The organism is Micromonospora echinospora (assembly GCF_900091495.1).
GTDB lineage: Bacteria > Actinomycetota > Actinomycetes > Mycobacteriales > Micromonosporaceae > Micromonospora > Micromonospora echinospora.
In genome coordinates, this window is sequence record NZ_LT607413.1 from 3,863,294 (window position 1) to 3,889,676 (window position 26,383).

15 protein-coding genes, 2 tRNA genes and 1 pseudogene are annotated in these 26,383 nt (G+C 70.6%); 14 read left to right on the forward strand and 4 right to left on the reverse strand.

Going from position 1 to position 26,383, the window contains the following annotated elements:
• Positions 1–11: 11 nt before the first annotated feature.
• The 7 genes from GA0070618_RS17605 (at position 12) to GA0070618_RS17640 (ending at position 12,675) form a co-directional block, all read left to right on the forward strand.
• Positions 12–1,520 (forward strand): sugar ABC transporter ATP-binding protein, encoded by a 1,509-nt coding sequence (locus GA0070618_RS17605; RefSeq protein WP_172900396.1) that lies wholly within the window; start codon positions 12–14, stop codon positions 1,518–1,520.
• A 40-nt stretch (positions 1,521–1,560) separates the two neighbouring features.
• Positions 1,561–2,670, forward strand: a complete 1,110-nt coding sequence (locus GA0070618_RS17610) for an ABC transporter permease (protein ID WP_088982610.1) — start codon at positions 1,561–1,563, stop codon at positions 2,668–2,670.
• Positions 2,671–2,794: 124 nt separating this feature from the next.
• On the forward strand, positions 2,795–3,847 hold the full coding sequence (locus tag GA0070618_RS17615; protein ID WP_088982611.1) for a substrate-binding domain-containing protein: 1,053 nt from the start codon (positions 2,795–2,797) through the stop codon (positions 3,845–3,847).
• Between the two features lie 20 nt (positions 3,848–3,867).
• Positions 3,868–5,094, forward strand: a complete 1,227-nt coding sequence (locus GA0070618_RS17620; RefSeq protein ID WP_088982612.1) for a Gfo/Idh/MocA family protein — start codon at positions 3,868–3,870, stop codon at positions 5,092–5,094.
• A gap of 1,176 nt (positions 5,095–6,270) precedes the next feature.
• The gene (locus tag GA0070618_RS17630) at positions 6,271–9,105 is read left to right on the forward strand and encodes a PQQ-dependent sugar dehydrogenase (protein WP_088982614.1); all 2,835 of its coding nucleotides are present in this window, start codon (positions 6,271–6,273) and stop codon (positions 9,103–9,105) included.
• A gap of 29 nt (positions 9,106–9,134) precedes the next feature.
• Positions 9,135–11,243: a ThuA domain-containing protein gene (locus GA0070618_RS17635; RefSeq protein ID WP_088982615.1), complete on the forward strand. Its 2,109-nt coding sequence runs from the start codon at positions 9,135–9,137 to the stop codon at positions 11,241–11,243.
• A 421-nt stretch (positions 11,244–11,664) separates the two neighbouring features.
• Positions 11,665–12,675, forward strand: coding sequence for a sugar phosphate isomerase/epimerase family protein (locus GA0070618_RS17640; RefSeq protein ID WP_088982616.1), 1,011 nt, complete (start codon positions 11,665–11,667; stop codon positions 12,673–12,675).
• A 107-nt stretch (positions 12,676–12,782) separates the two neighbouring features.
• Here the strand turns inward: GA0070618_RS17640 and GA0070618_RS17645 are convergent, their stop codons facing one another.
• On the reverse strand, positions 12,783–13,193 hold the full coding sequence (locus GA0070618_RS17645) for a hypothetical protein (RefSeq protein WP_088982617.1): 411 nt from the start codon (positions 13,191–13,193) through the stop codon (positions 12,783–12,785).
• 262 nt (positions 13,194–13,455) lie between these two features.
• On the opposite strand from GA0070618_RS17645, the gene GA0070618_RS17650 reads away from it, so the two are divergent.
• The 4 genes and pseudogenes from GA0070618_RS17650 to GA0070618_RS17665 all read left to right on the forward strand — a co-directional run bounded on the left by GA0070618_RS17650 (position 13,456) and on the right by GA0070618_RS17665 (position 17,445).
• Positions 13,456–13,528, forward strand: a tRNA-Asn gene (locus tag GA0070618_RS17650).
• 229 nt (positions 13,529–13,757) lie between these two features.
• Positions 13,758–14,988: pseudogene (locus tag GA0070618_RS17655) on the forward strand (NAD(P)/FAD-dependent oxidoreductase).
• A 158-nt stretch (positions 14,989–15,146) separates the two neighbouring features.
• A tRNA-Ile gene (locus GA0070618_RS17660) sits at positions 15,147–15,220 on the forward strand.
• Positions 15,221–15,366: 146 nt separating this feature from the next.
• Positions 15,367–17,445 (forward strand): helicase-associated domain-containing protein, encoded by a 2,079-nt coding sequence (locus tag GA0070618_RS17665; RefSeq protein ID WP_088982618.1) that lies wholly within the window; start codon positions 15,367–15,369, stop codon positions 17,443–17,445.
• An 18-nt stretch (positions 17,446–17,463) separates the two neighbouring features.
• Here GA0070618_RS17665 and GA0070618_RS17670 read toward each other — a convergent pair whose 3' ends face one another.
• Positions 17,464–18,714 (reverse strand): MFS transporter, encoded by a 1,251-nt coding sequence (locus tag GA0070618_RS17670; protein ID WP_157748949.1) that lies wholly within the window; start codon positions 18,712–18,714, stop codon positions 17,464–17,466.
• A 79-nt stretch (positions 18,715–18,793) separates the two neighbouring features.
• Between GA0070618_RS17670 and GA0070618_RS34715 the strand changes: the two genes are divergently transcribed.
• Positions 18,794–19,858, forward strand: coding sequence for an ArsR/SmtB family transcription factor (locus GA0070618_RS34715; RefSeq protein ID WP_231931781.1), 1,065 nt, complete (start codon positions 18,794–18,796; stop codon positions 19,856–19,858).
• On the opposite strand, the gene GA0070618_RS33500 is transcribed toward GA0070618_RS34715, so the two are convergent.
• Positions 19,849–20,199 (reverse strand): hypothetical protein, encoded by a 351-nt coding sequence (locus GA0070618_RS33500; RefSeq protein ID WP_231931782.1) that lies wholly within the window; start codon positions 20,197–20,199, stop codon positions 19,849–19,851. The genes GA0070618_RS34715 and GA0070618_RS33500 overlap by 10 nt on opposite strands.
• 113 nt (positions 20,200–20,312) lie before the next feature.
• Positions 20,313–23,330 (reverse strand): CHAT domain-containing protein, encoded by a 3,018-nt coding sequence (locus GA0070618_RS17685; RefSeq protein WP_088982621.1) that lies wholly within the window; start codon positions 23,328–23,330, stop codon positions 20,313–20,315.
• Between the two features lie 333 nt (positions 23,331–23,663).
• On the opposite strand from GA0070618_RS17685, the gene GA0070618_RS17690 reads away from it, so the two are divergent.
• Positions 23,664–24,719, forward strand: coding sequence for a dipeptidase (locus GA0070618_RS17690; RefSeq protein WP_088982622.1), 1,056 nt, complete (start codon positions 23,664–23,666; stop codon positions 24,717–24,719).
• Positions 24,720–24,748: 29 nt separating this feature from the next.
• Positions 24,749–26,362 (forward strand): ABC transporter substrate-binding protein, encoded by a 1,614-nt coding sequence (locus GA0070618_RS17695; protein WP_088982623.1) that lies wholly within the window; start codon positions 24,749–24,751, stop codon positions 26,360–26,362.
• Positions 26,363–26,383 lie beyond the last annotated feature (21 nt).

Consider the following 26,383-nt stretch of genomic DNA (forward strand, 5'->3'; position numbering starts at 1 on the left):
TTCCCGGTGACGTGGTGCTGCGGCTGACCGACGTGGTCAAGACCTTCCCCGGTGTCCGCGCCCTGGACGGGGTGCAGCTGGAGGTCCGGGCGGGCGAGGTGCACTGTCTGCTCGGGCAGAACGGCGCCGGCAAGTCCACCCTGATCAAGGTGCTCGCCGGGGTGCACCGGCCGGACTCGGGGCAGGTGTGGTGGCGCGGCGAGCCGACCACCTTCGCCAACCCGCAGGCCGCCATGCGCGCCGGCATCGCCACCATCTACCAGGAACTCGACCTGGTCGAGGACCTCTCCGTCGCGGAGAACGCGTTCCTGGGCCACGAGCCGCGCCGGCTCGGCTTCGTCCGTCGTGGCCTGACGGCCCGGCGTACCCGGGAGATCCTGGGCCGGCTCGGCCACCCGGAGATCCCGCCGGGCCGGATGGTCCGCGCGCTGCCGGCGGCGGGCAAGCAGATCGTCAGCATGGCGCGGGCCCTCTCCCACCAGGCCCGACTGATCGTCATGGACGAACCGAGCGCGGTGCTCGCCCACGACGAGGTCGGCAACCTCTTCCGGATCATCCGGGAGCTGACCGCGCAGGGCATCGCGGTCATCTACATCTCCCACCGGATGGAGGAGATCCGCGAGATCGGTGACCGGGTCACCGTCCTCAAGGACGGCCGGACGACCGCGGCCAACCTGCCCGCCCGGGAGACCCCCACCAGGGACCTGGTCAACCGGATGACCGGCCGGACCATCGAGTACGTCTTCCCCGAACGCCCGGACACCGCCCCCGGCGCGGAACTGCTCCGGGTGGACGGGCTGGCCCGCGCCGGCGAGTTCGCCGACGTCTCGCTGACCGTCCGGGCCGGAGAGATCGTCGGCATCGCCGGGCTGGTCGGCTCCGGCCGGTCGGAGCTGATGGAGACCATCTTCGGCGCCCGCCGTCCGGACGCCGGCACGGTCCGGATGGCCGGCCGGCCGGTGCGACCGGGCAGCGTCGGCGCGGCGGTCCGCGCCGGGATGGGGATGGCCCCGGAGGAGCGCAAGAGCCAGGCACTCCTGCTCGGCGAACCGATCTTCCGGAACGTCACCCTGGCCACCTTCGGTCGGTACGCCCGGTTCGGCTTCACCGACGCCGACCGGGAACGGGCCGAGGCGGACCGGATCGCCGACGTCCTCGACCTGCGGCCGAAGGACGTGCGCCGGCCGGTGCGCACCCTCTCCGGCGGCAACCAGCAGAAGGTGGTGGTCGGGCGCTGGCTGCTCGGCGACACCCGGCTGCTGCTGCTCGACGAGCCGACCCGGGGCGTGGACGTGGGCGCGCGGGCCGAGCTGTACCAGGTGATCCGGCAGTTGGCGGCCCGGGGCGTCGGGGTGCTGCTGGTCTCCAGCGAGGTCCCCGAGGTGCTCGGTCTGGCCGACCGGGTGCTGGTGATGCGGGAAGGGCGGGTCGTGCGCGAGGCGCCGGCCGGCGAACTTGACGAGAACACCGTGCTCGACCTCGTGATGGCGGGGTCTCTCCTGGAAGGCGCGCCGGCATGAACTCCGCGCGGCGGCCCACACGCACAAGCGAGGCGACGGCATGAGCGACGCGACAGGCACGACCACCCCGGACCGTCCCACCGACCTGCCGGCACAGGCGCCCCCGGTGCACAAGGCGGGCACCGACGCCGCCGCCGGCCGGGGCGTCCTCTCCCTCTGGCGGGGCGAGGACGGCGAGGGCGCGCGGCGCAACCTGGGCCTGATCGCCGTGCTGGTGGTGCTGGTGGCCATCGGGATCGCCACCCGCCCCGACCTCTACGGCGACTCCTCCTGGGTCTGGAACAACATCCTCATCATCCTCAAGCTGGCCTCGGTGGTCGGCGTGGTGACCGTGGGCATGACCTTCGTGATCATCGGAGGGGGCATCGACCTCTCGGTCGGGGCGATCGTCGCGCTGGCCGGGGTCTGGTGCACCACCGTCGCCACCCAGAGCTTCGGCGCGGGCGGCATGATCTTCAGTGCGCTCACCGTCGGCCTGGCGGTCGGCCTGGTCAACGGCCTGCTCGTCGCGTACGGGAAGCTGGTGCCCTTCATCGCCACCCTGGCCATGATGGTCGCGGCCCGGGGCCTCGCGGCGGAGATCTCCGACAAGCAGACCCAGGTCTCCGACAACGCCACCATCAACGGCATCGCCATCACCAACCTGCTCGGCATCCCGCTGCTGGTCTACATCCTCGCCGCGGTGGTGATCGCCGGGTGGGTGCTGCTCAACCGCACCACCTTCGGCCGGCGCACCGTCGCCGTCGGCGGCAACCCGGAGGCGGCCCGGCTGGCCGGCATCGACGTCCGGCGGCACACCCTGCTGCTCTACGGGCTCTCCGGGCTCTGCTGCGGCATCGCCGCCATCATGCTCACTTCCCAGGCAACGTCGGCCCAGGCGGCCATGGCCAACCTCTACGAACTCGACGCGATCGCCGCCGCGATCATCGGCGGGACGCTGCTCAGCGGCGGCCGGGGCACCATCGTCGGCTCCCTGCTTGGCGTGATCATCTTCTCCACCATCACCAACCTGTTCGCCATCAACGGGCTCTCCACCGAGGCCCAGAACATGGTCAAGGGCGGCATCATCGTCGCCGCGGTCCTGGTCCAGCAGGTCCAGTTCCGCAGTCTCTCCCAGTTCCTCAAGCGCAACCGGATGACCACCGCCTGACCCGGCGGCGGCACCCGGACACCGCACCACGCCCGACCGGCGGCCACCCCGTACCCGACGGTGGCCGGGACGAACGCACCCTTCCTCCGGACTCCTCCACCACCCCCGCACCCAGGAGGTCACGATGACCCAGCACCGCCCCGAACTGCCGCGCCGCCGGCTGCTGTTCGGTACGGCCGCGCTCGGCGCCGGCGCGCTGCTCGCCGGCTGCACCAGCAACGAGACCGCACCGACCGCCGCGCAGACCAAGGCCGCCGAGACGGGCGGCAACGCCGAGCCCGGCAAGCGCGTCACCATCGGCTTCTCCGCCCCGGCCGCCGACCACGGCTGGATCGCCGCGATCACCAGCAACGCCAAGGCGCAGGCGGCGGCGTACTCCGACGTGGAGTTCAAGACGGTCGAGGCCGGCGCGGACGCGGCGGCCCAGCGGGCCGCGCTCTCCACCCTGCTGTCGCAGAAGCCCGACGTGATCGTGCTGCTGCCGCACGACGGCAAGGAACTCAACGCCTTCGGCCTGGAGGCGATGAAGGCCGGCATCCCGGTGGTCAACCTGGACCGGGCCTTCCCGGACGCCCGGGCGTACCGGACCCAGATCAAGGGCGACAACTACGGCATGGGCGTGGCCGCCGCGACGTACATCGTGGAGCAGTTGCGGGCCAAGGGCGTCACCAACCCGATCATCGGGGAGATCCCCGGCATCGACTCGTTGGAGCTGACCCAGGAACGGTCGAAGGGGTTCGCCGACACCCTCGCCTCGTTCGGCTTCAAGGTGGCCAACCGGCGGCCGGCGGAGTTCACCGCCGACTCCGGCCAGCAGGCGGCCACCGGCCTGCTCCAGGCGCTGCCGAAGATGGACGCGCTCTGGAACCACGACGACGACCAGGGCATCGGGGTGCTCGCCGCGGTCAACCAGTCCGGCCGCAAGGAGTTCTTCATGGTCGGCGGCGCGGGTTCCAAGAAGGCCATGGAGGACATCCAGGCCGACAACACCGTGCTGAAGGCGACCGTCACCTACAGCCCGTCGATGGCCTCCTCGGCCATCTCCCTGGCCCGGCTGATCGGTCAGGGCAAGGGCATGTCCGACCTGGTGGAGCTCCAGGTACCGAAGGAGATCGTGCTCGCCTCGGAGACGATCACCAAGGAGAACGCGGGCAGCTACCTCAAGCTCGGGTTCTGACACACGGGGGGAGACCCACCTTGTCCACATCACCACGGGAACTGCGGGTCGGCCTGGTCGGCTACGCGTTCATGGGCGCCGCGCACTCGCAGGCGTGGCGCACCGTGAACCGGGTGTACGACCTGCCGGCACGGGCCCGGATGACACTGATCTGCGGCCGGGACGCCGGGAAGGTGGCCGACGCGGCCGACCGGCTCGGCTGGGAGGGGCACACCACTGACTGGCGTGACCTGGTCACCCGGGACGACATCGACGTGGTCGACGTCTGCACCCCGGGGGACAGCCACGCCGAGATCGCCCTGGCCGCGCTGGCCGCCGGCAAGCACGTCCTGTGCGAGAAGCCGCTGGCCAACACGGTCGAGGAGGCCCGGGCGATGGCTGCCGCGGCGGCCACGGCCCGGACGGCCGGTGTTCGGTCGATGTGCGGTTTCAACTACCGCCGGGTGCCCGCGGTCACCATGATGCGTGACCTGGTCGCCGCCGGCCGGCTGGGCGTCATCCGGCACGTCCGGGCGACGTACCTCCAGGACTGGATCGTGGACCCGCAGTTCCCGCTGGTCTGGCGACTGCTCAAGGACCGGGCGGGATCCGGCGCGCTGGGCGACATCGGGGCGCACATCATCGACCTGACGCAGTTCGTCACCGGGCAGCGGATCACCGGGGTCAGCGCGGTCACCGAGACCTTCGTCAAGGAGCGACCGCTGCCGGCCGACGCGCAGGGCTTGACCGGCAGCGTGGACGGCTCCGCGGGGGTCGACGGCTCCGGCCCGGCCACCGGGACGGTCACCGTGGACGACGCGGCGGTCTTCGTCGCCCGGCTCGACGGCGGGGCGCTGGCGACGTACGAGGCGAGCCGTTTCGCCACCGGCCGGAAGAACGCCCTGCGGGTCGAGATCAACGGCTCGCTCGGCACCGTGGTGTTCGACCTGGAGCGCCTCAACGAGTTGGAGTTCTACGACGCCGCGCTGCCCCCGGCGGAACAGGGCTTCAGCCGGATCCTGGTCACCGAGGGCGACCACCCGTACATGTCGGCCTGGTGGCCGCCGGGACACATCATCGGCTACGAGCACTCCTTCACCCACCAGATGCGCGACTTCGTCGAGGCGGTCGCCACCGGCACCGACCCGGCCCCCTCGTTCGCCGACGCGTTGCAGGTCCAGCTCGTGCTGGACGCGGTGACCCGCTCGGCGGAACTCGGCTCGTCCTGGACCGAGGTGGAACCGGCCCTGGTGACGGTGGCCGCCTGACCCTCCGGGGCGTCGGTCGCGGTATCCCGTCACCGGTTGCCCCTCCCGCCCATCGTGGGACCGCCACCGGCGTCCCATCCGAGCGACTTTTCCGGACCGACCGGCGAGGGCCGGCCGCGGTTGCGCCCCGCGGCCGGAGACGAGGTCCGATCCGGAGAGGGCGTGCCCCGGCGGACCATGTCCGGCCCGGTGGGGCACGACAGCACGACGGTCGTCCGGCGCGGCCGGACCGGGATTCCCCGGTCGCGCCGGAGGACCGGACCCTCCCGTTCCCAGTGTCCGTCCGGGACGACACCCCGTTCCGGGCGGTCGACACGGGTGGGCAGGGTCGAGACGCCGACCGACCCCGCCCGCCCGGCCCCGTCCGTCACACCGAACCGGGCCCGCCTACCGGCGTCCTCGCCGCCGACGTCGCCGCCGGCCGACGGGTGCTCTCCCGGCCCGGTGGACGGGCGGGGCACCCTCCTGCACCAGGAGGCGGTCCACCGCAAGGCGCGAGACAGCACGCGCGAGACTGTGCCGCGCCCCGCGCCCCGCGCCCCGCGCCCCGCGCCCCGCGCCCCGCGCCCCGCGCCCCGCGCCCCGCGCCCCGCGCCCCGCGCAGAGCGGTCCGCGAACCGGCGGCCGGGGCGGCGTGCCGCACGCGCGTCAGGGCGGGAAGACCGGTCGAGGTACGACCGGCGCGACGCTGTCGAGCTGCCCCGTTCGTGCGCCCGGGCCCTCGACGGCGGTCGCCTGGTGCGACCGCCCATCCCGCTGTCCCGGCCAGCCCGTTGCCCCGTCTGTGCGGGCAGCTCCAGAGGACGCGAAGCGTGAGCACCCCTACCGCTGTCGGTCCCGCTGAGCTGGCCCGGCGCGTGCCCGAGCCAGGGCTCTGGGGCCACTTTTCGTGAACTGAGCAGAAGTTCGGCGAGAACCGCCAGAAGCTATGGACATGGACATCGAAACCCCTTAATGTCGTCGCCATCACGAACATGTTCCGTCGAGGTGAACCGGCGGCGCGGTGATCCATCGACCGTCCCCGAGCGTCGGCGCGCACCTGCGCCACGCCCCCGGACGACACGGCTCGACCGGACGGCACCCGGCACGGGCCGCGCACATCCCCCGCTACGGCATCCGGCGCGACGGCGCGCGCCCGCCCTGGCAGTCGAACGTCAGGAAGGGACGGACCCAGGCATGTCCACACACGACGGAACCCCCGGCCGGCGAACGCCGTCGGCCGGCTCCGCGCTGCTACTGGTGGCCGCGGCCGGGCTGGTCGCCCTCGGCGGCCCGGCGGCCCCCGCGTCGGCCCACCCCGTCAACGCCACCGACTTTCAGCAGGTCACCCTGGCCAAAGGGGTCGCCGAGGTCGGCGAACCCATGAGCATCGCGGTGCTGCCCGACCGCTCCGTGCTGCACACCGCCCGCAACGGCACCCTGCGCCGCACCGACTCGGCCGGCACCACCACCGTGCTCGGCACCATCCCGGTCTACCTCCACGACGAGGAGGGCCTCCAGGGCGTCGGGGCGGACCCGAACTTCGCCAGCAACCGGCACGTCTACCTCTACTACGCGCCGCCGCTGGCCACCCCCGGCGGGGACGCCCCGGCCACCGGCACCGACTTCTCCGCCTGGCAGGGCGTCAACCGGCTCTCCCGCTTCACCCTCAACGCCGACTGGACGCTCAACATGTCCAGCCAGGTCACCGTGCTCGACGTACCGGCCGACCGGGGGATGTGCTGCCACGTCGGTGGGGACATCGACTTCGACGCGGCCGGCAACCTGTACCTGTCGACCGGGGACGACACCAACCCGTTCGACTCCGCCGGCTACGCCCCGATCGACGAACGCACCAACCGCAACCCCGCGTACGACGCCCAGCGCACCTCGGCCAACACCAACGACCTGCGCGGCAAGATCCTGCGGATCAAGGTGAACACCAATGGGACGTACTCGATCCCGGCGGGGAACATGTTCGTCGACTCCGACCCGAAGACGCGTCCGGAGATCTACGCGATGGGCTTCCGCAACCCGTTCCGGATGAGCGTCGACCGGGCCACCGGCATCGTCTACGTCGGCGACTACGGCCCGGACGCCGGCACCACCAGCGCCCGGGGACCGAGCGGTCAGGTCGAGTTCAACCGGATCACCGGTCCGGGCAACTACGGCTGGCCGTACTGCACCGGCACGAACACCGCCACCGAGACGTACGCGGAGTGGGACTTCGCCACCGGCACCGCCGGGGCGAAGTACAACTGCACCGGCGGGCCGACCAACAACTCGTTCCGCAACACCGGTCTGTCGACGCTGCCCGGGGCGAAGCCCGCCTGGATCCGGTACGCCGGCGACGCCGGCACCCCACCCGAGTTCGGCGGCGGCTCCGAGTCGCCGATGGCCGGCCCGGTCTACCGGTACGACGCCACCAACCCCTCCACCACCAAGTTTCCGCAGTCCTTCCACGGGCAGTTCTTCGCCGGTGAGCTGGGCCGGGGCTGGGTCAAGCCGATCCACCTGAACACCGACGGGTCCCCGGGCGTCATCGACACCTTCCCGTGGAACGGCAAGCAGGTCATGGACATGGCCTTCGGTCCGGACGGCGCGCTCTACGTGCTCGACTACGGCACCGGCTACTTCAACGGCGACGCCAACTCGGCGCTCTACCGCTACGACCACATCGGCGGCGGCAACCGCGCGCCGACCGCCGTGGCCACCGCCGACCGGACCTCCGGGGTGGCCCCGTTGACCGTGAACTTCTCCTCGGCCGGGTCGTCGGACCCGGACGGCGGCGCGCTGACCCACACCTGGAACTTCGGCGACGGCACCACGTCGACGTCGGCGAACCCGAGCAAGACGTACACCACCGACGGTTCGTACACCGCCACGCTGACCGTCCGGGACCCGCAGGGCGCGACCGGCACCGCCAGCGTGTCGATCAGGGTCGGCAACACGGCTCCCACGGTGCGGATCAACTCCCCCCTGATGGGCCGGCTCTTCTCCTACGGCGACACCGTGCCGTTCAACATCACCGTCACCGACCCGGAGGACGGGACGATCGACTGCACCAAGGTCAAGATGACCTACGTGCTCGGCCACGACCAGCACGGCCACGCGATCACCTCGCAGAACGGCTGCTCCGGCTCGATCACCATCCCGGTCGACGGTGAGCACGACGAGGCGGCCAACATCTTCGCGGTCTTCGACGCCGAATACACCGACTCCGGCGGACTGACCACCCACGAGCAGCACATCCTCCAGCCGCGCAAGCGCCAGGCGGAGCACCACAAGGACTCCTCCGGGGTGTCTCCGCACGACAAGGCCACGGCCGAGGGCGGCCGGACGATCGGCAGCATCGACAACGGGGACTGGATCGCGTTCGAGCCGTACCGACTCGACACCGTCACCTCGTTCCACGCGCGGGTCTCCTCCGGCGGCATCGGCGGCACCATCCAGGTGCGGGTCGGCTCGCCCACCGGCACCGTCCTCGGCTCGGCCACCGTGCCGGTCACCGGCGGCTGGGAGACCTTCACCACTGTCACCGGCACCATCTCCGGCGCGCCGGCCACCACCGGCCGGCTCTACCTGACCTTCGCCGGTGGCACCGGCGCGCTGTTCGACGTCGACGCGTTCGGCTTCGTCACCGGCACCGCCACCAGCGGCCCGGTGGTCGGCATGGGTGGCAAATGTCTCGACGTGCGGAACGCGGGCACGGCGGACGGGACGCAGATCCAGATCTACTCCTGCAACGGTACGGCGGCGCAGACCTGGTCGGTGACGCCGAATGGTCCGGTGCGGGCGTTGGGGAAGTGTCTGGACGTCTCGGGTGGTGGTTCGGCGGACGGTACGAAGATCCAGTTGTGGACGTGTAACGGTTCGGGTGCGCAGGTGTGGTCGGCGCAGGCGGACGGGACGGTGCGTAATCCGCAGTCGGGTAAGTGTCTGGACGTCTCCGGGAACACCGCTGCCGATGGTCAGGCGGTGCACCTGTGGACGTGTCACGCGGGCGCGAACCAGAAGTGGACCCTGCCGTGAGGAACCGAACCCTCCACCGGGAGCCCGACATGCGCAGACGCCTCCGATCCGCCGTCGGCGCGGCCACCGCCGTCCTCGCCGTCCTCGCCTGCACCACCCCCGCCACCCCGGCCAGCGCCGCCGACGCCCCGTACGACGTGCTCGTCTTCTCCAAGACCGCCGGCTTCCGACACGACTCGATCGCGGTGGGCACCCAGGCCGTGCGGGAGCTCGGCGCGGCCCACAACTTCACCGTCACCGCCACCGAGGACGCCACCCGCTTCACCACCGCCAACCTCGCCCAGTACGAGGCGGTGATCTTCCTGAACACCACCGGCGACGTGCTCGACGCCGGCCAGCAGAGCGCCTTCGAGGCGTACGTCAACGGCGGCGGCGGGTTCGTCGGCGTCCACTCGGCGGCCGACACCGAGTACGGCTGGCCGTTCTACGGCAACCTGGTGGGCGCCTACTTCGCCTCGCACCCGGCCATCCAGCAGGCCCACGTGCACGTGACGGACCGGGCGCACGCGGCCACCGCCCACCTGCCGCGCACCTGGACCCGCACCGACGAGTGGTACGACTACCGGGCCAACCCCCGCCCGTCCGTCCGGGTGCTCGCCACCCTCGACGAGTCGTCGTACACGGGCGGGCAGATGGGGGCCGACCACCCGATCGCCTGGTGCCGGCCGGTGAGCGCCGGACGGTCGTTCTACACCGGCGGCGGGCACACCCAGGCGTCGTACGCCGATCCGGCCTTCCGGGCGCACCTACTCGGCGGCATCCGGTACGCGGCCGGACGGACCCGGGCCGACTGCCGCGCCGAGACCGGCTACACCACCCTCTACGACGGCTCCACCACCGGCTGGTCGCAGGCCGGACCGGGCAGCTTCACCAACACCGACGCCACCCTCACCTCGGTCGGCGGGATGGGCCTGTACTGGTACAGCGCGAAGCAGTTCACCAACTACTCGCTCAAACTCGACTGGCGGATGGCCGGCGACGACAACTCCGGCGTCTTCGTCGGCTTCCCGCCGTCGAACGACCCCTGGTCGGCGGTGAACAACGGCTACGAGATCCAGATCGACGCCACCGACGCGGCCGACCGCACCACCGGCGCGGTCTACACGTTCAAGTCCGCCGACCTCGCCGCCCGGGACGCCGCGTTGAACCCGCCGGGGGAGTGGAACACCTACGAACTGCTCGTCGAGGGGGAACGGCTCCAGGTATTCCTCAACGGGCGGAAGATCAACGACTTCACCAACACCGACCCGGCCCGTTCCCTCGCCGGCCACATCGGGCTCCAGAACCACGGTACGGGCGACGACGTCTCGTTCCGCAACATCCGGATCAAGGAACTGGGCGGCGGCCCACCGGGCGGGAACACCACCGTGCAGGCCGAGGCGTTCAGCACCGCCAGCGGGGTCTCCGCGTACCCCAAGACCGGGGCCAACGGTGGGCAGACCCTCGGGTACGTCGACCCGGGCGACTGGGCCGGGTACCACGGCCTCGACCTGACCGGGGTGAACGCGGTGCGGGCCCGGGTCGTCTCCGGCGGACCGGGCGGCACCATCCAGGTACGGGCCGGCTCCGCCACCGGCCCCGTGCTCGGCCAGGTGGCGGTCCCCAACACCGGAGGTTGGGACACCTTCGCCGATGTCGGCGCCACTCTCGCCGGGGTGCCGTCCGGTACGCAGAACCTGTACCTGACCTTCACCGGCAGCGGCTCCGGTCTCTTCGACGTCGACGACGTCACCCTCGTCCGGTCCCCCGGCGGCACCGGCACCGGCCCGGTCGTCGGGTTGGGCGGCAAGTGCCTCGACGTGCGGAACGGGAGCACGGCCGACGGGACGCAGGTGCAGATCCACTCGTGCAACGGCAGCGCGGCGCAGACGTGGTCGGTGACGCCGAGTGGTCCGGTGCGGGCGTTGGGGAAGTGTCTGGACGTCTCGGGTGGTGGTTCGGCGGACGGTACGAAGATCCAGTTGTGGACGTGTAACGGTTCGGGTGCGCAGGTGTGGTCGGCGCAGGCGGACGGGACGGTGCGTAATCCGCAGTCGGGTAAGTGTCTGGACGTCTCGGGGAACAGCGCTGCCGATGGTCAGGCGGTGCACCTGTGGACGTGTCACGCGGGCGCGAACCAGAAGTGGACCCTGCCGTAGCTCGCGCCTCCCGCCCGGGTGTGCGCCGCTGAGGTGTGAGCAGGGGTCCCCTGTTACCTCCTGGTGAGGAGCAGGGGACCCCTGCAACCAAAAATCCCCCGCCCCGCCCGTGCGCACAGCTCGACAGCCCGCCCGTCGGAGTGGAGCGGCGTCCTCGCCCGGGAGCACGGCTGTCGGTCTCGGTCGCCGGGCCTTCCGAACCGGCGGCGGCGGTCCTAGAGTGGGTGACGGCAGCCGTGACAGGCGGCCGGTGGCCCGGCGGGAGGCGCAACCCGCTGGGCGCCAGGTGCACCTCCGTCGGTGATCCGGCGGGGCGGCGCCCACCGGTCCCTCCCTCCGGCGCGGCCCCTCGTCCCGGGGCCGGTCACCCTCGCCCCGGTCCCGCCCGCGGAATCCCTGATCACCACAGGGGAGAAGGACAATGGCGCGACCCATCACACTCTTCACCGGCCAGTGGGCCGATCTTCCGTTCGACGAGGTCTGCCGGCTCGCCGCCGAGTGGGGCTACGACGGACTGGAGATCGCCTGCTGGGGTGACCACTTCGAGGTCGACCGGGCACTGGCCGACGACTCGTACGTCGACCGCAAGCGCGAGACGCTGGCGAAGCACAACCTCCAGGTCTTCGCCATCTCCAACCACCTCGTCGGCCAGGCGGTCTGCGACCATCCGATCGACGAGCGGCACCAGGACATCCTGCCGGCCCGGATCTGGGGTGACGGCGAGCCCGAGGGGGTCCGCCAGCGGGCCGCCGAGGAGATCAAGGACACCGCCCGCGCGGCGGCGAAGCTCGGCGTCCACACCGTCGTCGGCTTCACCGGATCATCGATCTGGCACACCCTGGCGATGTTCCCGCCGGTGCCGCCGTCCATGATCGAGCGCGGGTACCAGGACTTCGCCGACCGGTGGAACCCGATCCTCGACGTCTTCGACGAGGTGGGCGTGCGGTTCGCGCACGAGGTCCACCCCAGCGAGATCGCCTACGACTACTGGACCACCCGGCGGACCCTGGAGGCGATCGGGCACCGCCCCGCCTTCGGCCTGAACTGGGATCCGTCCCACTTCGTCTGGCAGGACCTGGACCCGGTGAACTTCATCCTCGACTTCGCCGACCGGATCTACCACGTCGACTGCAAGGACGCGAAGGTGCGTACCGGCGACGGGCGCCGGGGCCGGCTCTCCTCCCACCTGCCCTGGGCCGACCTACGCCGCGGCTGGGACTTCGTCTCCACCGGGCACGGCGACGTGCCCTGGGAGGACTGCTTCCGGGCGTTGAACGCCATCGGGTACGACGGCCCGCTCTCGATCGAGTGGGAGGACGCCGGGATGGACCGCCTCGTCGGCGCGCCCGAGGCGCTCCAGTTCGTCCGCCGGCTGGCCTTCGACGCCCCGGCGGCGGCCTTCGACGCCGCCTTCAGCACCAACCGTGACTGACCGGACCCGCGGAACGTCCGACTGACCGGACCGTACGACTGACCGGACCGTACGACGCCCGACGGGCCGGCCGCATAAGGCGGCCGGCCCGTCGAAGGCGTCGTCGCTCAGAACGTGCTGCCGTTGGCCCCGCCACCGGACGGCTTGCTCCGGCTGGCGCTGCTGGCCGATCCGGTGCCCGACGATCCGGTGCTGGTGGAGTTGGCGCTGCCGGTCTTCGCCCCGACCGTGGCCGGCGTGCCGGCGAAGGCGTCGTCGGCGGCGGTCAGCCCCTGCCTGCCGTCCCCACTGCTGCTGCCGAGCTTCTCGCCCAGCTTGGAGTGGCTGAGCTTGTCCTTGCCCTCGCTGTAGAGCCGGTTCGCCTGGGCCTGTGCGACCCCGGCCGCCTCCTGCACGGTCGGGTGGTCCAGCACCTTCCGGCCCCGGACGACCAGCTCCTCGTACTTCTCCCGACCGGCGCGGGCGCCCAGGACGAATCCCGCAGCCAGCCCGCCAAGGAACATGATCTTTCCGCGCATGGCGGCTCCCTTCGTACCTGACGCGCTACCAATCCCGTACCAGGAACCCGGTCGGGAGCGGTCGTATCGCGCCTGCGTCCTCTGTCCGCAGCTAACTACCCATCCTCCTCTCTACTCATGCCTCCCTGTGTCCGGATGGCGATTTGTCCCGGCTTCTCACGGTTCGAAGGTGGGCGGTAACCCCCTGGACCAACACCCCGGGGAATCCTGTACGCTTGTCCCCGTCGCACGGTGCCGGAGAGATCCGGTTCCGGAAACGCGATCCCCTGTAGCTCAATTGGCAGAGCAGCCGGCTGTTAACCGGCAGGTTATTGGTTCGAGTCCAATCGGGGGAGCTCACTCCACCACGCCCGCCGGCACCGCCAGGCGGGCGTCACTATTTTCCCGGGCCGAGTCTCCGCTGCCCGCCCGCGTCGCCCGTCGCGTCGGGACGGCCGTTTCCCCTCCGTGTACGCCCGACGCCCGGCAGGATGAACGGGGCCGGCACAGACTGCGGATTGCGTCGATCTCTGCGTCGCTTCACGGACCGGTCCCGCACCGTCGGCACCGAGGGGAGGGCGGTCGATGTCGGCCGAACCGGACGTCGTCATCGTCGGCGGGGGCCTGGCCGGGCTCGCCGCCGCCCGTCGCCTGCACCGCGCCGGAGTTCCGTGGCGACTGGTCGAGGCCGGCGACCGGCTCGGCGGTCGGGTCGCCACCGACCAGGTCGACGGATATCTGCTCGACCGGGGGTTCCAGGTGCTCAACACCGCCTACCCCCGGCTCGGCACCCTGCTCGACGTGGAGACCCTGAAACTCGGGTACTTCACGTCCGGCGTCCTGGTGCGCCGGGGTGACGACCTGCTCCGACTGGTCCACCCGCTGCGCGAACCGGCCGGCGTGCCCGGCACCGCCCTGGCCGGCGTCGGCTCCCTCACCGACCGGCTCCGCCCTGCTCGCCGCCGGCTGTGCCACCCTGCCCCCGCGCCGTCTGCTCGACGCGACCGAGACGACCAGCGAGAGCGCACTGCGCCGGGCCGGCCTCTCCGACGCGATCATCGAGGAACTGCTGCGTCCGTTCCTCTCGGGTGTCCTGATCGACCGGGAGTTGGAGACCAGCAGCCGGGTGCTGGCCATGGTGCTGCGCTCCTTCGCCCGGGGACGGATCGGACTGCCCGCCGAGGGGATGGCCGCACTGCCCCGGGCCGTCGCCGCGCCACTGCCGACCAACCTGATCGACCTGCGCACACGGGTGACGGCGGTGTCCCCCGGTCGGGTGGGCACCGAGGCGGGCGAGATCCGCTGCCGCGCCGTCGTGGTCGCCGTCGACCCACCGGCGGCCACCGCGCTCCTGCCGGCCCTCTCCCCGGTACGGATGCACAGCTACACGACCTACTACCACAGCACCGCCGAGCCGCCGGTGGCCGAGCCGATCCTGGTACTGGACGGGGACCGCCGCGAGACCATCGCCAACACGGTGGTGGTCAGCCGGGCCGTTCCCGGCTACGCCCCACCGGGACGGCACCTCGTCGCCACCTCCGTGGTCGGCCCCACCGCCCCGCCCGAGCCCGTCGTACGCCGGGAGTTGACCCGCCTCTACGGTCGCCCCACCGACGACTGGGAGCACCTGACCACCGTCCGGGTCCCGCATGCCCTGCCCGCCGCGCCTCCGCCGCAGGGGCACCTGCGCAAGCCGGTCGCCCTGGGCGACGGTCTCTACGTCGCCGGCGACCACCGGGACAGCCCCTCCATCCAGGGCGCCCTCGCCAGCGGCTGGCGTGCCGCCGGCACCCTCCTCCACGACCTCCGTCCCTGACCCTGTTCCGCCCCGCGCAGGAAGGTGTGCCGGAGGGGTCAGCCGTGGTCGATGCAGGCTGTTATCCTCGCGTTGCCCATCGTGCCGGAAGATCGGTGCCGTCGCTGCGCATGGTGGCCGGTGTTCGCGCGGCCGGGTTAATATCCCGGCGCCGGCAGGGGGCGGTAGCTCAGCAGGTTAGAGCAGGGGACTCATAATCCCTCGGTCGCGGGTTCGAGCCCCGCCCGCCCCACCGAAACGGATACCTAAACGGAGGGGCAAGGGGGGCAGCCACACGCGCCACAAGCCTGATGGCGCTGTTGATCCACATCGTGTGGCACGGTTGCCGGCAGGCGTACCGGTCGTCTTCTGTCAGTGCGGGCGTCGTAGTTTGGCACGGTGCACTCCGTCGCGGCTTACCTCCGCACCCTGACCCAAGAACAGCTCACCAGTCTGGTCGCGGATCGCCGCGACGCGACCATCGAGCCTGCGCCGACCACCGCCGACGAGCTCGCCGTCCGGCTGCTTCACCCGTCGTCGATGGCGGCCGCGTGTGCGTTGCTTACCCTGCCAGAGCTTCAGGTGTGCGAGGTCGCTGCGGCGCTGGGCGACGGGTGCACCTTTACCCGGCTGGCGACGCTGTTGGGCGTGCCGGAGGGCGATGCGGACCTGGTCGCGGCGCTGCGTCGGCTCACCGAGCTTGCTCTGATCTGGCCGTACGCCGACGGCTTCGCGGCAGCACATCTGAGCCCGTTGTGGCCGCACCCGCTGAACCTAGGACCCGGCGCCGCCGAGCTGCTCGCCACCTGGAACATGAACAATCTGCGCAAGCTGGCGAAGGTGTACGGCGTTTCCGTGACGGGCTGGGACAAGGACAAGTTGATCGTTGCGCTGGTCGGCTGGCTGGCGCGGCCGGAGAACGTGCGTCGACTCGTGGCGCAGGCCCCCGCCGACGTCCGCGCCCGGCTCACCGCGCTCGCCTCGCGGCAGGCGCGTCCCTTCGATGAGCGAGGGATGATGTTCGGCTCGGCCGGGGTGGCGCTGCCGTGGGCCGCTGAACGTGGTCTCGTCGTCGGCTCGGCCTGGGGCGTCGAGGAGATGCCCCGCGAGGTGGCTCTCGCGCTACGAGAGGGCTACATGGCTGCGTTCGATCCGCAGCCGCCGGCCGTGTCGATCATGCGGGTCGAGCCAGAGGGTGTAGAACGGGAGGCTGCGGCCGCTGCCTCGGAGACCCTCGCCGCAATCGCCGCGATCGCCGCCACCATAAGCGGCGGCTCGGTGCCCCTGCTCAAGACGGGCGGTCTCGGTGTACGCGAGCTCCGTCGGATGGCTAAGTCGTCCGGTCAGGACGAGGATCGCACCCGCCTGACCATCGAACTGCTCGCCGCGGGCGGCCTCACCGAGGCCTCGGACACCGGTCTGGCCCTCTCGGGGGCCTATGACGCGTTCGCCGCAGCCGAACCCGCCGACCAACTGCTGGACATCGTCGAGACCTGGTTGGCGATGCCCGCGTGCCCGCTCGCCCCGGCCCACTCCACCGCGGTCTCCTCCCGTGCCCTCTACTGGGACAAGGACGAGGAGATGATTTTGACGGGCCTGCGCGCCCTGACCTTGCGCACTCTCGCCGACGTTCTACCCGAAGGCCACGCCACCGATGCCAGCATGTTCGCCGACCGGCTGGCCTGGCAGAGCCCTGTCCTGACCGACCAGGCAGACGAGGATCTGCAACGCTACGTCACCGGCATCTGGCGAGAAGCCCACCGGCTCGGTCTACTTGCTCACGGAACAGCGACCAGCCTCTGCCGTAGCCTGCTGACCGGTGACGCCGGCGCGACCCATCGGCAAGCTCAGGCCATGCTGCCCCGCTCCTGCGGCACGGTCCTGTTGCAGAACGACCTCACCGCGGTGGTGACCGGCACCCCGTCGGCCAACCTGTTGGCTCTGCTGGACGGCGCGGCCACGCCAGAGTCCCGCAGCGGCGCCTGGACATGGCGTTTCTCGCCGTCCAGCATTCGTGGCGCGCTCGACGCCGGAAAGACCCCGGCAGATCTGCTGGCCCGGATTACCGAGGTGGCCGACGGCGGCCTCGTGCCACAGACACTCACGTACCTGATCAAGGACGTAGCCCGCCGGTACGGCCGCGTGCAGGTGCGCCCAGCCGGCTGCTGCCTGTGCAGCGACGACGAGACCCTGCTCACCGAGCTGCTCAACACCCGCTCGCTGCAAGCCCTGCAGTTGGTCCAGCTTGCCCCGACCGTGCTCGCCAGTGCGAAAACACCGGCCGAAACCCTGGCCGCACTGCGTGCCGCCGGCCACGCCCCGGCCAGCCTCCACCTCGACGGCAGCCTAGCCCTCGAGATCCCGCAAGGACGCCGCGCCGATCCGTCACTCACCGGTCCGGATAGCGGTGACATGTTCCCGCTGCCGCGCTTGAGTGACCCGGTCGACGTCGCACGGACTCTGGTCGGTAACCGCTGACTCCCCTGCCACCGGACCCTACAAACTGGTAGATGTGGACGATTCGCCACGCGGTTGACGGCCGAGGGCGTGCACGAGGAGGAGCAGGGCCGCGAGCGTCCCGACGCCGGCCAGGACGAAGGTGGCGCGGGCGCCGATCAGGCTGACCAGGAAGCTGCCTCCGGCGTAGGCGGAGGCAGCTCCCAGTTGGGCGGCGGTACCCATGGTGCCGAACACCCGGCCGAGGAACGGGCGGGGCACGAGACCCTGGACGAGGGTGTCGTAGCCGATGTTCTCCACGGCATTGCCCGCGCCGCCGATCAGCTGCGCTGCGATGACGACGGCAAGAACCGGGGCCAGGCTGTTGACGATGCTGGCCGCTGCGGTGGCCGCGACGGCACCGATCAGGAGAACAATCGGTGAGCTCCCCCGGGCGAGTCGGGTGCAGGCTAGTGAGGCCAGGAGCATCCCGACGCCGAATGCGCTGGCTGCCAGTCCATAGCCGGCCGGGCCGGCGAGGAGCACGTCGCTGGTGAGGAAGACCAGTGCCACATTGTCCACTGCGGCGAAGGCGACGAGCAGGAAGAGGCTGATGACCAGTACGCGGATCTGTCGGTGTGCCCTGACGTAGCGCAACCCCTCGATCGTTTCGGCCCACAGGCCGGTGACCGCCGCGGGGTCGCGGGCCGGCGCGATCGCCGGAAGTCCGGTAAGCAGGAGGGCTGATACGACGAAGGTGGCCGTGTCGACAGCCAGGGCGGTGTGGACACCCCCGGGAGCGGCTATCAACAGCCCGCCCAATCCCGGGCCGACGGTGAGGGTAAGGGTTCGGGTGAGCCCGAACAGGGCGTTGGCCGGCGCGAGGTCGACGGGGTTGACCAGGATCGGAACCAGGCTGCGACCTGCCGGGTTGCGGATGGTGGCCAGGATCCCGACAGCCGCGACGAGCGCGATCAGCACCGGCATCGGCGGCAGAGTGACCGCGATCAGTCCGATCACCAGCGCCGAAGCCAGCTCGCAGCTCACCAGCAACCGCCGTGTCTGGACACGGTCGGCCAGAGCTCCTGCCAACGGTCCGCCGAGCCGTGGCAGCGCGTTCGCGAGAAGCAGCAGACCCACCCCTGCGGGACCGTCTCGTGGCGCGACGAGGAGTACCAGGGCCGTCGTGGCGATCCCGTCACCCACGAACGACACCGCCCGCGACGCGCACAACGACCGGAAGGCGGGATTACCCCGCAGCAGGCGGGTTCGGGGAGCAGGGCCGGCAGCTGCCGGCGGCGGTTCGGCCATGACCAGCAGAGTGCGGCCAGCGGACCACGGACCGCTGTGATTCGGCACAGACCGAATCGTGGCTATCGTTATCCGCGTCATGGCGCTGGTGTTGAGGTTCGGACGTGGTGACGCGGCCCGGTGTCGCTTCGCGGTCTCACCGCTACAGGAAACGATGACGGCGCTTCTGGTGCTGAAGAATCCGGGCCGCCACGGCTGGTACCCGACGTGGCTCCGCGATGTCCGGCGCGACCTCGCGGGGCTCGACCTGCGGCTGCTGAGCGTCGCCGCGCCGAGCCACGGACACGGGCCCGACTTTTTGTGGCCGAGCCCGACCAGCCCGCTCACCACCATCGAAGACGATCTCGCTCAGGTCCAGGCCACCGATCCCCGCATCGTCACCGCGCAGCTAGCCGCCCATGCACGCCGCCTCGCCTCCCGCACGGTGCCTGTCGATGTCTACCGTGCTCTAATCGGCGACCCCGTCACCGCCCGGGACACACTGGTCGCGCAACAGCGACTGGCCTGGCAGGCACTGGTCGCACCGCTCTGGGACCGAATGCGTGGACTGCTCGACGCCGACATCACCAGCCGATCCCGGCAACTAGCCGACGGGGGCCTGGAAGGGCTGTTCGCCGGCCTGCACCAGCGAGCAGTATGGAAGAACGACGAACTGCACCTCACCGGCTTCCAGCGCGGGACCGTGGATCTGCGCGGTCGTGGCCTCGTTCTCGTCCCGACAGCCTTTGGTTGGCCGAATCTCGGGATCGGGCCTACGGATGACGTTTCCACCACACCCCCGGCGCTCGTGTACCCGATGCTCGGTGCGGCGCGGCTCTGGGAACCCGCCACACCACCACCCGTGATCATCCGACTCCTCGGCGCCGGACGCGCATCCGTGCTTGCCGAGACCGTCATCCCCAGCACCACAAGTGGCATCGCTCAGCGGGTGGACCTCGCCCCGGCAACCGTCTCGCAACACCTTGCTGTTCTCCGCGATGCCGGCCTCGTCACTCCCAAGCGGCACGGCCGTGAAGTCCTCTACCGACAGACCCCGCTGGCCGCCGCCCTCCTGCGATCCGATCCGCTGCCATCCACCGAGCCATATCGGTCCGGCGACAACGGTTTAAGCACCCGACCCGGCGGGCGCGCCATTTACGACTGAAGTACCCGCGATCCGGCCCTGAGGAAAAACAGGCCGAGTAATGATGGGCCAGGCATACCCTCAACCGGTAGGCACGAGCATTGAGCGCCCGGACGATCGGCTTCGGCGCACCAGGTCGTGCACCACCCGACCTCGACGATGCTGTTCTCGTGGAGGTCGCGGATACGGTCGACGAGAATGGGTGCCCAGCGGATCGTGTACTCGTACTGGTCGACCGCCGACCAGACGCCGCGTTTGTGGGGCGGTCCGCCCCAGCCGGGACGGTTGGCGTTGATGACGCCGCCCACGTCGAGCAGCCAGATTGGCGGAAGACTGATCACCAGCGGTGCTCCTTCGGTCAAGCAACCACTGTGGATCATTCGGTGGCAGGGGACGTACCAGCCGTGTCGCCAGTGAAGTCGCAGGGGTGGTTTCGCCGGCCGAGACGGACCCTCACGAACTGGCTACGGCGGGATCAGCCCTCGGAATCCAGGACGGCCGGTGGCAGTCCTGGCAGCGGCCCATCGTCGCCCTGACAGACGAACGCGCCCCAGTGGCGAGGAGCGGGCCAGGACTCCCTGGTCAGCAGCTGTGCCTCGCGGAGTGCCTCGACGCGTGACCGGCCGTCCCGCAGCAGACGGTAGAAGTGTTCCATGAGGTGCCGGGTCGGTTCGTCCGGCACCTTCCACAGACTCATCACGAGGGTACGGGCCCCCGCGATGAGGAACGAGCGGCGCAACCCGAGGACTCCCTCGCCCGGCTCCACGTCACCCAGTCCGGTGTCACACGCGGAGAGGACGACGAGTTCGGTGCCGGCCAGCGTCAGTTCGGTCACCTCCAGCGCGGTCAGGATGCCGTTGCCGGCGGCGGGAGGTGCCTCGTCTCCCTCCAACCAGGTGTTGGCACCGGCCAGGGCGAGCCCGGTGCGCAGCAGCGGATTCGCCAGCCCCTTGCCGGTGAGCCGGGCGAAGTTGTCCTCGGCGGGGACGAAGGCGGTCGGCGTGGCCAGGATGCCGTTGAGCACCAGCATCTCCCGGTCCGGGTCCGCAGGGCGGATCGTCATGCCCGGAGTGAACTCCTCCGGCGGCAGCGGAGGCTGGTGCCGGAGCACGAAACCGTGGGTGGCGAAGTGGAGGACGAGGGGCGAGGAGGTGCGTTCGACCAGGGTCTTCGTCGCCTCGCCGGCGAGACTGGGCGGGACGCCGAGCAGTCGACCGACGACTTCGCCCTCCTGCCGCGCGCCCTCCAGCGGTAGCAGCGGCCGTCGTACCGACGGCACCCCGCCGAGGTCGAAGTCAGGGGCGGCCACGACCAGGGGCGGCCCGGTGGTGGGGCGTGCGGCGGCGTGCAGCCGGAGCAGGTCGCGCGTGGCGGTGAGGTACGAGATGGTGTACCCGTCGATCAGCCGCCCACCGTTCCGGTCGGGCAGCACCTCGAAGGGCAGACGCAGCAGCTCGCCGTCGGGTGCCAGGAGGAGGCGCCGACTGTCTCCGATGGCGGCGCGCAACGGCTCGAACACCGCGTCGTGGAGCCGTTCGGCCGCGTCGGCACGCCCGTCGGCCGGGTGTTCGCGGTATCCGGTCAACTGGGTGCGTACGCCCGCGACAAGCTCGTCGATGGTGCGTGCGGCACCGAGGTCGACCAGGACCGGCCGGTCGGGACGTGCCGGCGTGAGTACCACCGCCAGGTACCGGTGTGGCTGCCACGGACGGTCGCCCTGGCTGCGTACGGCGTGGAAGTCGAACGGCGCGTACCGGAGGAACTCGACGGTCACCGCGCCGCTCGGGGTGGCCCGCGCGACGGCCGTGGCGTCGACTGCGGACGGTCGGTCGGTGCGGGCCACGGACAGCGCGCGGGCGAGCGCCTTCTCCAACTCCCGGAGCTGCCAGGTGGCCCGCCGGAGTTCCTCCGCGGACCCGTGCGGGTCACGCGGGTCCGGGCCGTCCAGCCGACGCCGCGCGATCCAGGCCCGCAGCCGGCCGAGTTCGTCGAGCATCGGGCGTAACTGCGGGTGACCGCCGCTCGCGAGGGCATCCCGGTCCCGGGCCAACGCGTCGATCCCGAGACCCTTCCAGTCCAGGATCAGGTCAGCCAGCCGTCGGACGTGTTCGGGCTGGTCGGAGAAGGACGCCAGGACCAGCGAGACGTACTGTGCCAACCTGTTCCGGGCGACCCGCAGCATGGCGAGCCGCTGTTCCTCGGAGGCGAACGAGCCGAACTGCTCCACGGTCTCCCGATGCCGCGCGATCACCTCGGTCAGCAGGCGCAGGGCCTCGGTTGCCTGCCCCCGTGCGGCGCGCACCTCTGCCAGGTTCGCCAGCAGGGTGAGCTGTTGTGTCCCCCGGCTCTCGGGTGCCAGGTTGGCCAGGGCGCTGCACAGGTCGCGCTCCGCGGCCTCGAACTGCCCGGTCGCCTGGTGCAGCCGGGCGAGGTTGTTGAGCAGTACGGGACTCTCGGGGTGACCGATTTCGCGGGCGATGTCCCGCGCCTCGGCGAGCCACTGTCGTGCCTCCGGAAAACGGTTCTGCCCCTCGCAGAGCGCGCCGAGCGAGACGAGCGTCGGGATGACGGTGACGTCACGCTCGCCCGCGACCCGTCGCCGGATCCCGAGCGAGTGCAGGTGGTGCCGCTCGGCTGCGGCGTCGTCGCCGGTGGACTGGTAGAGGTGGCCCAGGCTGCTCAGCACGTCGGCGACGGGCAGCCGGTCCTCGTCGAGGCGTCGGTACAGGTGGAACGCCTCGTGCAGGTCGGTTTCGGCCGCCCGGTGGTCCGCCATCCGGATGTGCAGGTCGGACTGGGTGACCAGGAGCGCGGCGAGCGTCTCGGGAGAGCGGTCCGCGAACGGCCGCGCGGCCTCGACCGCCGCGCGTACCTGAGCCTCCGCGTCGGCGTACGCGCCCGCGTCGAGCAGGGTGTGCGTCAGGTGCCGGACGACGTGGACGAGGGGTGGACCGTTCCCGTCCGAGCGGTATCCCCCGGGCCGGTAGAGCGGGAAGTAGCGGCCCTCGTCGTCGACGCCCACCGGGTAGGTGAGCCGATCACGCCACCGGTCGGTGTCGAGTTCCGGAACGGGCGGCGCGTTCCGCAGCTCCTCGAAGAGGTCGCGACCGTGCCCGGCGTACGCCCGCTCGATGGTGTTGGGCTCGGCGGTGAGGAAGACCTCGATCAGGTGCTCCGGGATCTCCAGGAGCGTGACCTGGGCGTACCGTCCGTCGCTGACCTGGTCGAGGACCTTGAAGATCCGACCGCGCGGCCACAGGCACAGGCCCCAGCCCTCGGCGTCGGGCAGCACGCGGGCGTTGGCGGAGAAGACAAGGTACCGGTGCGGGGCGACGAATCCGCCCACCCGGTGCGAGACGTCGCAGAACGTTGGCTCACGCAGGAGCAGACCCGGACGGTACCTGGCCAGCACGGCCTCCGGCAGGGTGGTGTCCCGGAAGAACACGCCGCAGGAGGCGAAGTTCGCGCGTAGTGCGTCGGCCAGGTCAGCCACGGTATCTACCTTCGCAAGTCTCCGGCCGATGCGCTACGGACGCGGAGCGTCGGATTGACGTCCGTCGGGACGTCGCCACGCGGGTCCGGGGCTGAAGCTGGTCATCCCTCTTCGGGTGCTCCGTCCTCATCGCGGGTTCTCTGCGATTTGCGGCTTGTATCGATCGTTCTGCGGCATTCGTGCCCGGCTGGTCGCCGAGAGCGGGTATAGACCGGCGTTAGCGACGAAATTCGTCAGAGTTGAGCCGTCAGGCGACGAGTTTCCGAGGATCTATGGACAGCAACGAACAGTTCTCGTAGAGTCCCAGCATCTTCCGATGATCCTGGAGATGACGTGAACGCTGCCGCCACGGAAAGTCCCGTCCACTCGTCGACCGAGCTGCACGCCGCTGCCACCGTGGTGGACGGAAGCACGGTCATCGAACTCAGCGAGGCCCACCTCGACCGCATCCGGCGAGGCGGCGTCACCGCCGTCAACCACACGGTCACCAGGCCGTACGCGGACACGGTCACCGCCCTGCGGGAGGTGAACCGGTGCCGCCGCTGGATCGACGAGCACTCCGACCGGGTGCTGCTGGCGCTGACGGTCGCCGACATCGAGCGGGCCAAGGCCGAGGGCAAGGAAGCCGTCATCCTCGGCCCGCAGGACACCGAGATGATCGGTGTCGACCTCGACCTGCTGGGCACCTTCTACGACCTCGGCATCCGCATCCTGCAGCTGACCTACCAGCGGCAGAACCTGCTCGGTGCCGGCTGCGGCGAGGAGACCGACTCCGGTCTGACCCACCGGGGTCGCCGCTTCGTCCAGGCCATGGACGAGTTGGGCATCCTGGTCGACGTCTCGCATTGTGGCGAGCGCACCGGCCTGGACGCCATGGACGCCTCCGAGAAGCCGGTCGTCGTCACCCACTCGTTCTGCGACGCGATGTCGCCGCACATCCGGGCCAAGTCCGACGCCTACCTGCGCCGGATGGCCGAGCAGGGCGGCGTCATGGGTATCACCACCCTGTCGGGGTTCCTGTACTACCCGGAGGACCCGTCCCGGCGTCCGGATCTGGCCCGCTTCGTCGAGCACGTCAGCCGCGTGGTGGAGGTGGCCGGCGTCGACCATGTCGCCATCGCCACCGACTACGACGAGACGTGGACCGAGCCGATGCGGGCCGCGCAGTTGAAGGCCATCGCAAAATCCAACTCCAAGGAACAACAGAACCTTCTCGGTGACTTCGGGTGGAACGAGCGACGGGCGATCGGCATGGACGACGCCTCGCAGTTCGGCAACTTCACCGAAGCACTTCTCGCCGGCGGTTTCTCGCCGGAGGACGTGATCAAGATCCTCGGTGGCAACTGGCTTCGGGTTTTTGGGGAGGCATGGAAGCCGGCTGACCTTTAGCACGATCGTGACACCAGCCAAGGAGAACCATGCGAACCCGATTTTTGACCAGAGTGCTGGCGGTGGGCGTCGTCGCGGCGCTCGCGGCCGGTTGCTCCGGAGGCGGTGAGCCTCCGTCCACCACCAATGGTGAGAACGGCAACGATGGCTTGACCAGCAACGTCCGCCTGGAGGACGACACGCAGGCCGGCACCCCGAAGTCCGGTGGGCGGCTCCGGATCATGATCCGGCTGGACGCCAACGAACTCGACCCGCACCGGATGTCGGAGACCTCGGCCTTCGTCATCAACGAGCAGATTTACGAGTCGCTGGTGCAGTCGTACCGGGGCGAGATCAAGCCGGCGATCGCCGAGTCGTGGGAGCAGAACGCGGACGGGACGTCCCTGACGTTCAAGCTCCGCGACAACGCCTTCTTCCACAGCGGGCGCAAGGTGACCGCGGCCGACGTGAAGTACTCGATCGAGCGGATCAAGGACCCGGAGACCCGGGCCCCCCGGGCGCGCAGCTACGAGGGCATCACCTCGGTCGAGGCGCGTGACGAGCGGACCGTCGAGATGAAGCTGGCCAAGCCGAACGCGGCCATCCTGACCCTGCTCTCCACCGCCGCCTCGTCGATCGTGGACCGTACGGTGGCCGAGTCGGCGGGTGGGCTCAACGGCAGCGTCGACGGCGGCAGCGGCCCGTTCAAGATCGCCTCACGGGTCACCGGCCAGGCGATCAAGCTCGACAAGCACGACAAGTACTGGGAGCAGGGCGTCCCCTACCTCGACGGGATGGACTTCACCTTCAACCCGGACGACAACGCCCGCGCCGCGGCGATCCGCAGCGGCACCGTCGACTTCCTCTGGCGTCCCGCGCCCGAGTTCATCGACGCGCTGAAGCGCGACGAGAAGCTCAAGTGGTACGGCGGTTCCGGCTCGCTCTCCCTGCACGTGCGGCTCAACACCTCCAAGGCCCCGTACGACAACGTGAAGGTCCGGCAGGCCATCTACCTGGCACTGGACCGTCAGGAGATCCTCAACGTGGCCAACTCCGGTTTCGGGACCCCGCTCAACGCGGGTTACCTGCCGCCGGACCGGTTCGGCGCGGTGACCGAGCCGATCTACAACAAGCCGGACATCGAGAAGGCCAAGTCGTTGCTGGCCGAGGCGGGGTTCCCGAACGGCTTCGAGGCCAAGCTCATGGTGATCGCCACGTCGGCGTTCCAGGTGCGCTCGGCCGAGGTGGAGCAGCAGCAGCTCGCCAAGATCGGCATCAAGGTGACCATCGAGTCGGTGGAGTCCACCATCGCCGACTCGCGGACGAAGTCCGGTGACTTCGACATGTACCAGTCCGGCTTCGGTCTCACCTACGACCCCGACGAGCGGTTCAGCGCGAGCTTCCTCAAGGGCGGCGGGCTGAACTACGGCAACTGGACCGACCCGGAGTACGAGAACCTGATCGTGCAGGCCCGCTCCGAGCTGGACAAGGACAAGCGCGCCGCGCTCTACCAGCAGGCCGAGAAGATCCTCGCCGAGCGTGGTCCGGTGGCCATGACCTTCCTCAACGCGGACTTCGACGTCGTGCAGAAGGACGTCATGGGCTACCAGGGCGACCCGACACCGACGTACCGCTTCTACCGGAACATCTGGCTCGACCGATGAGGAGCCGTGGTGGGGGCGCCA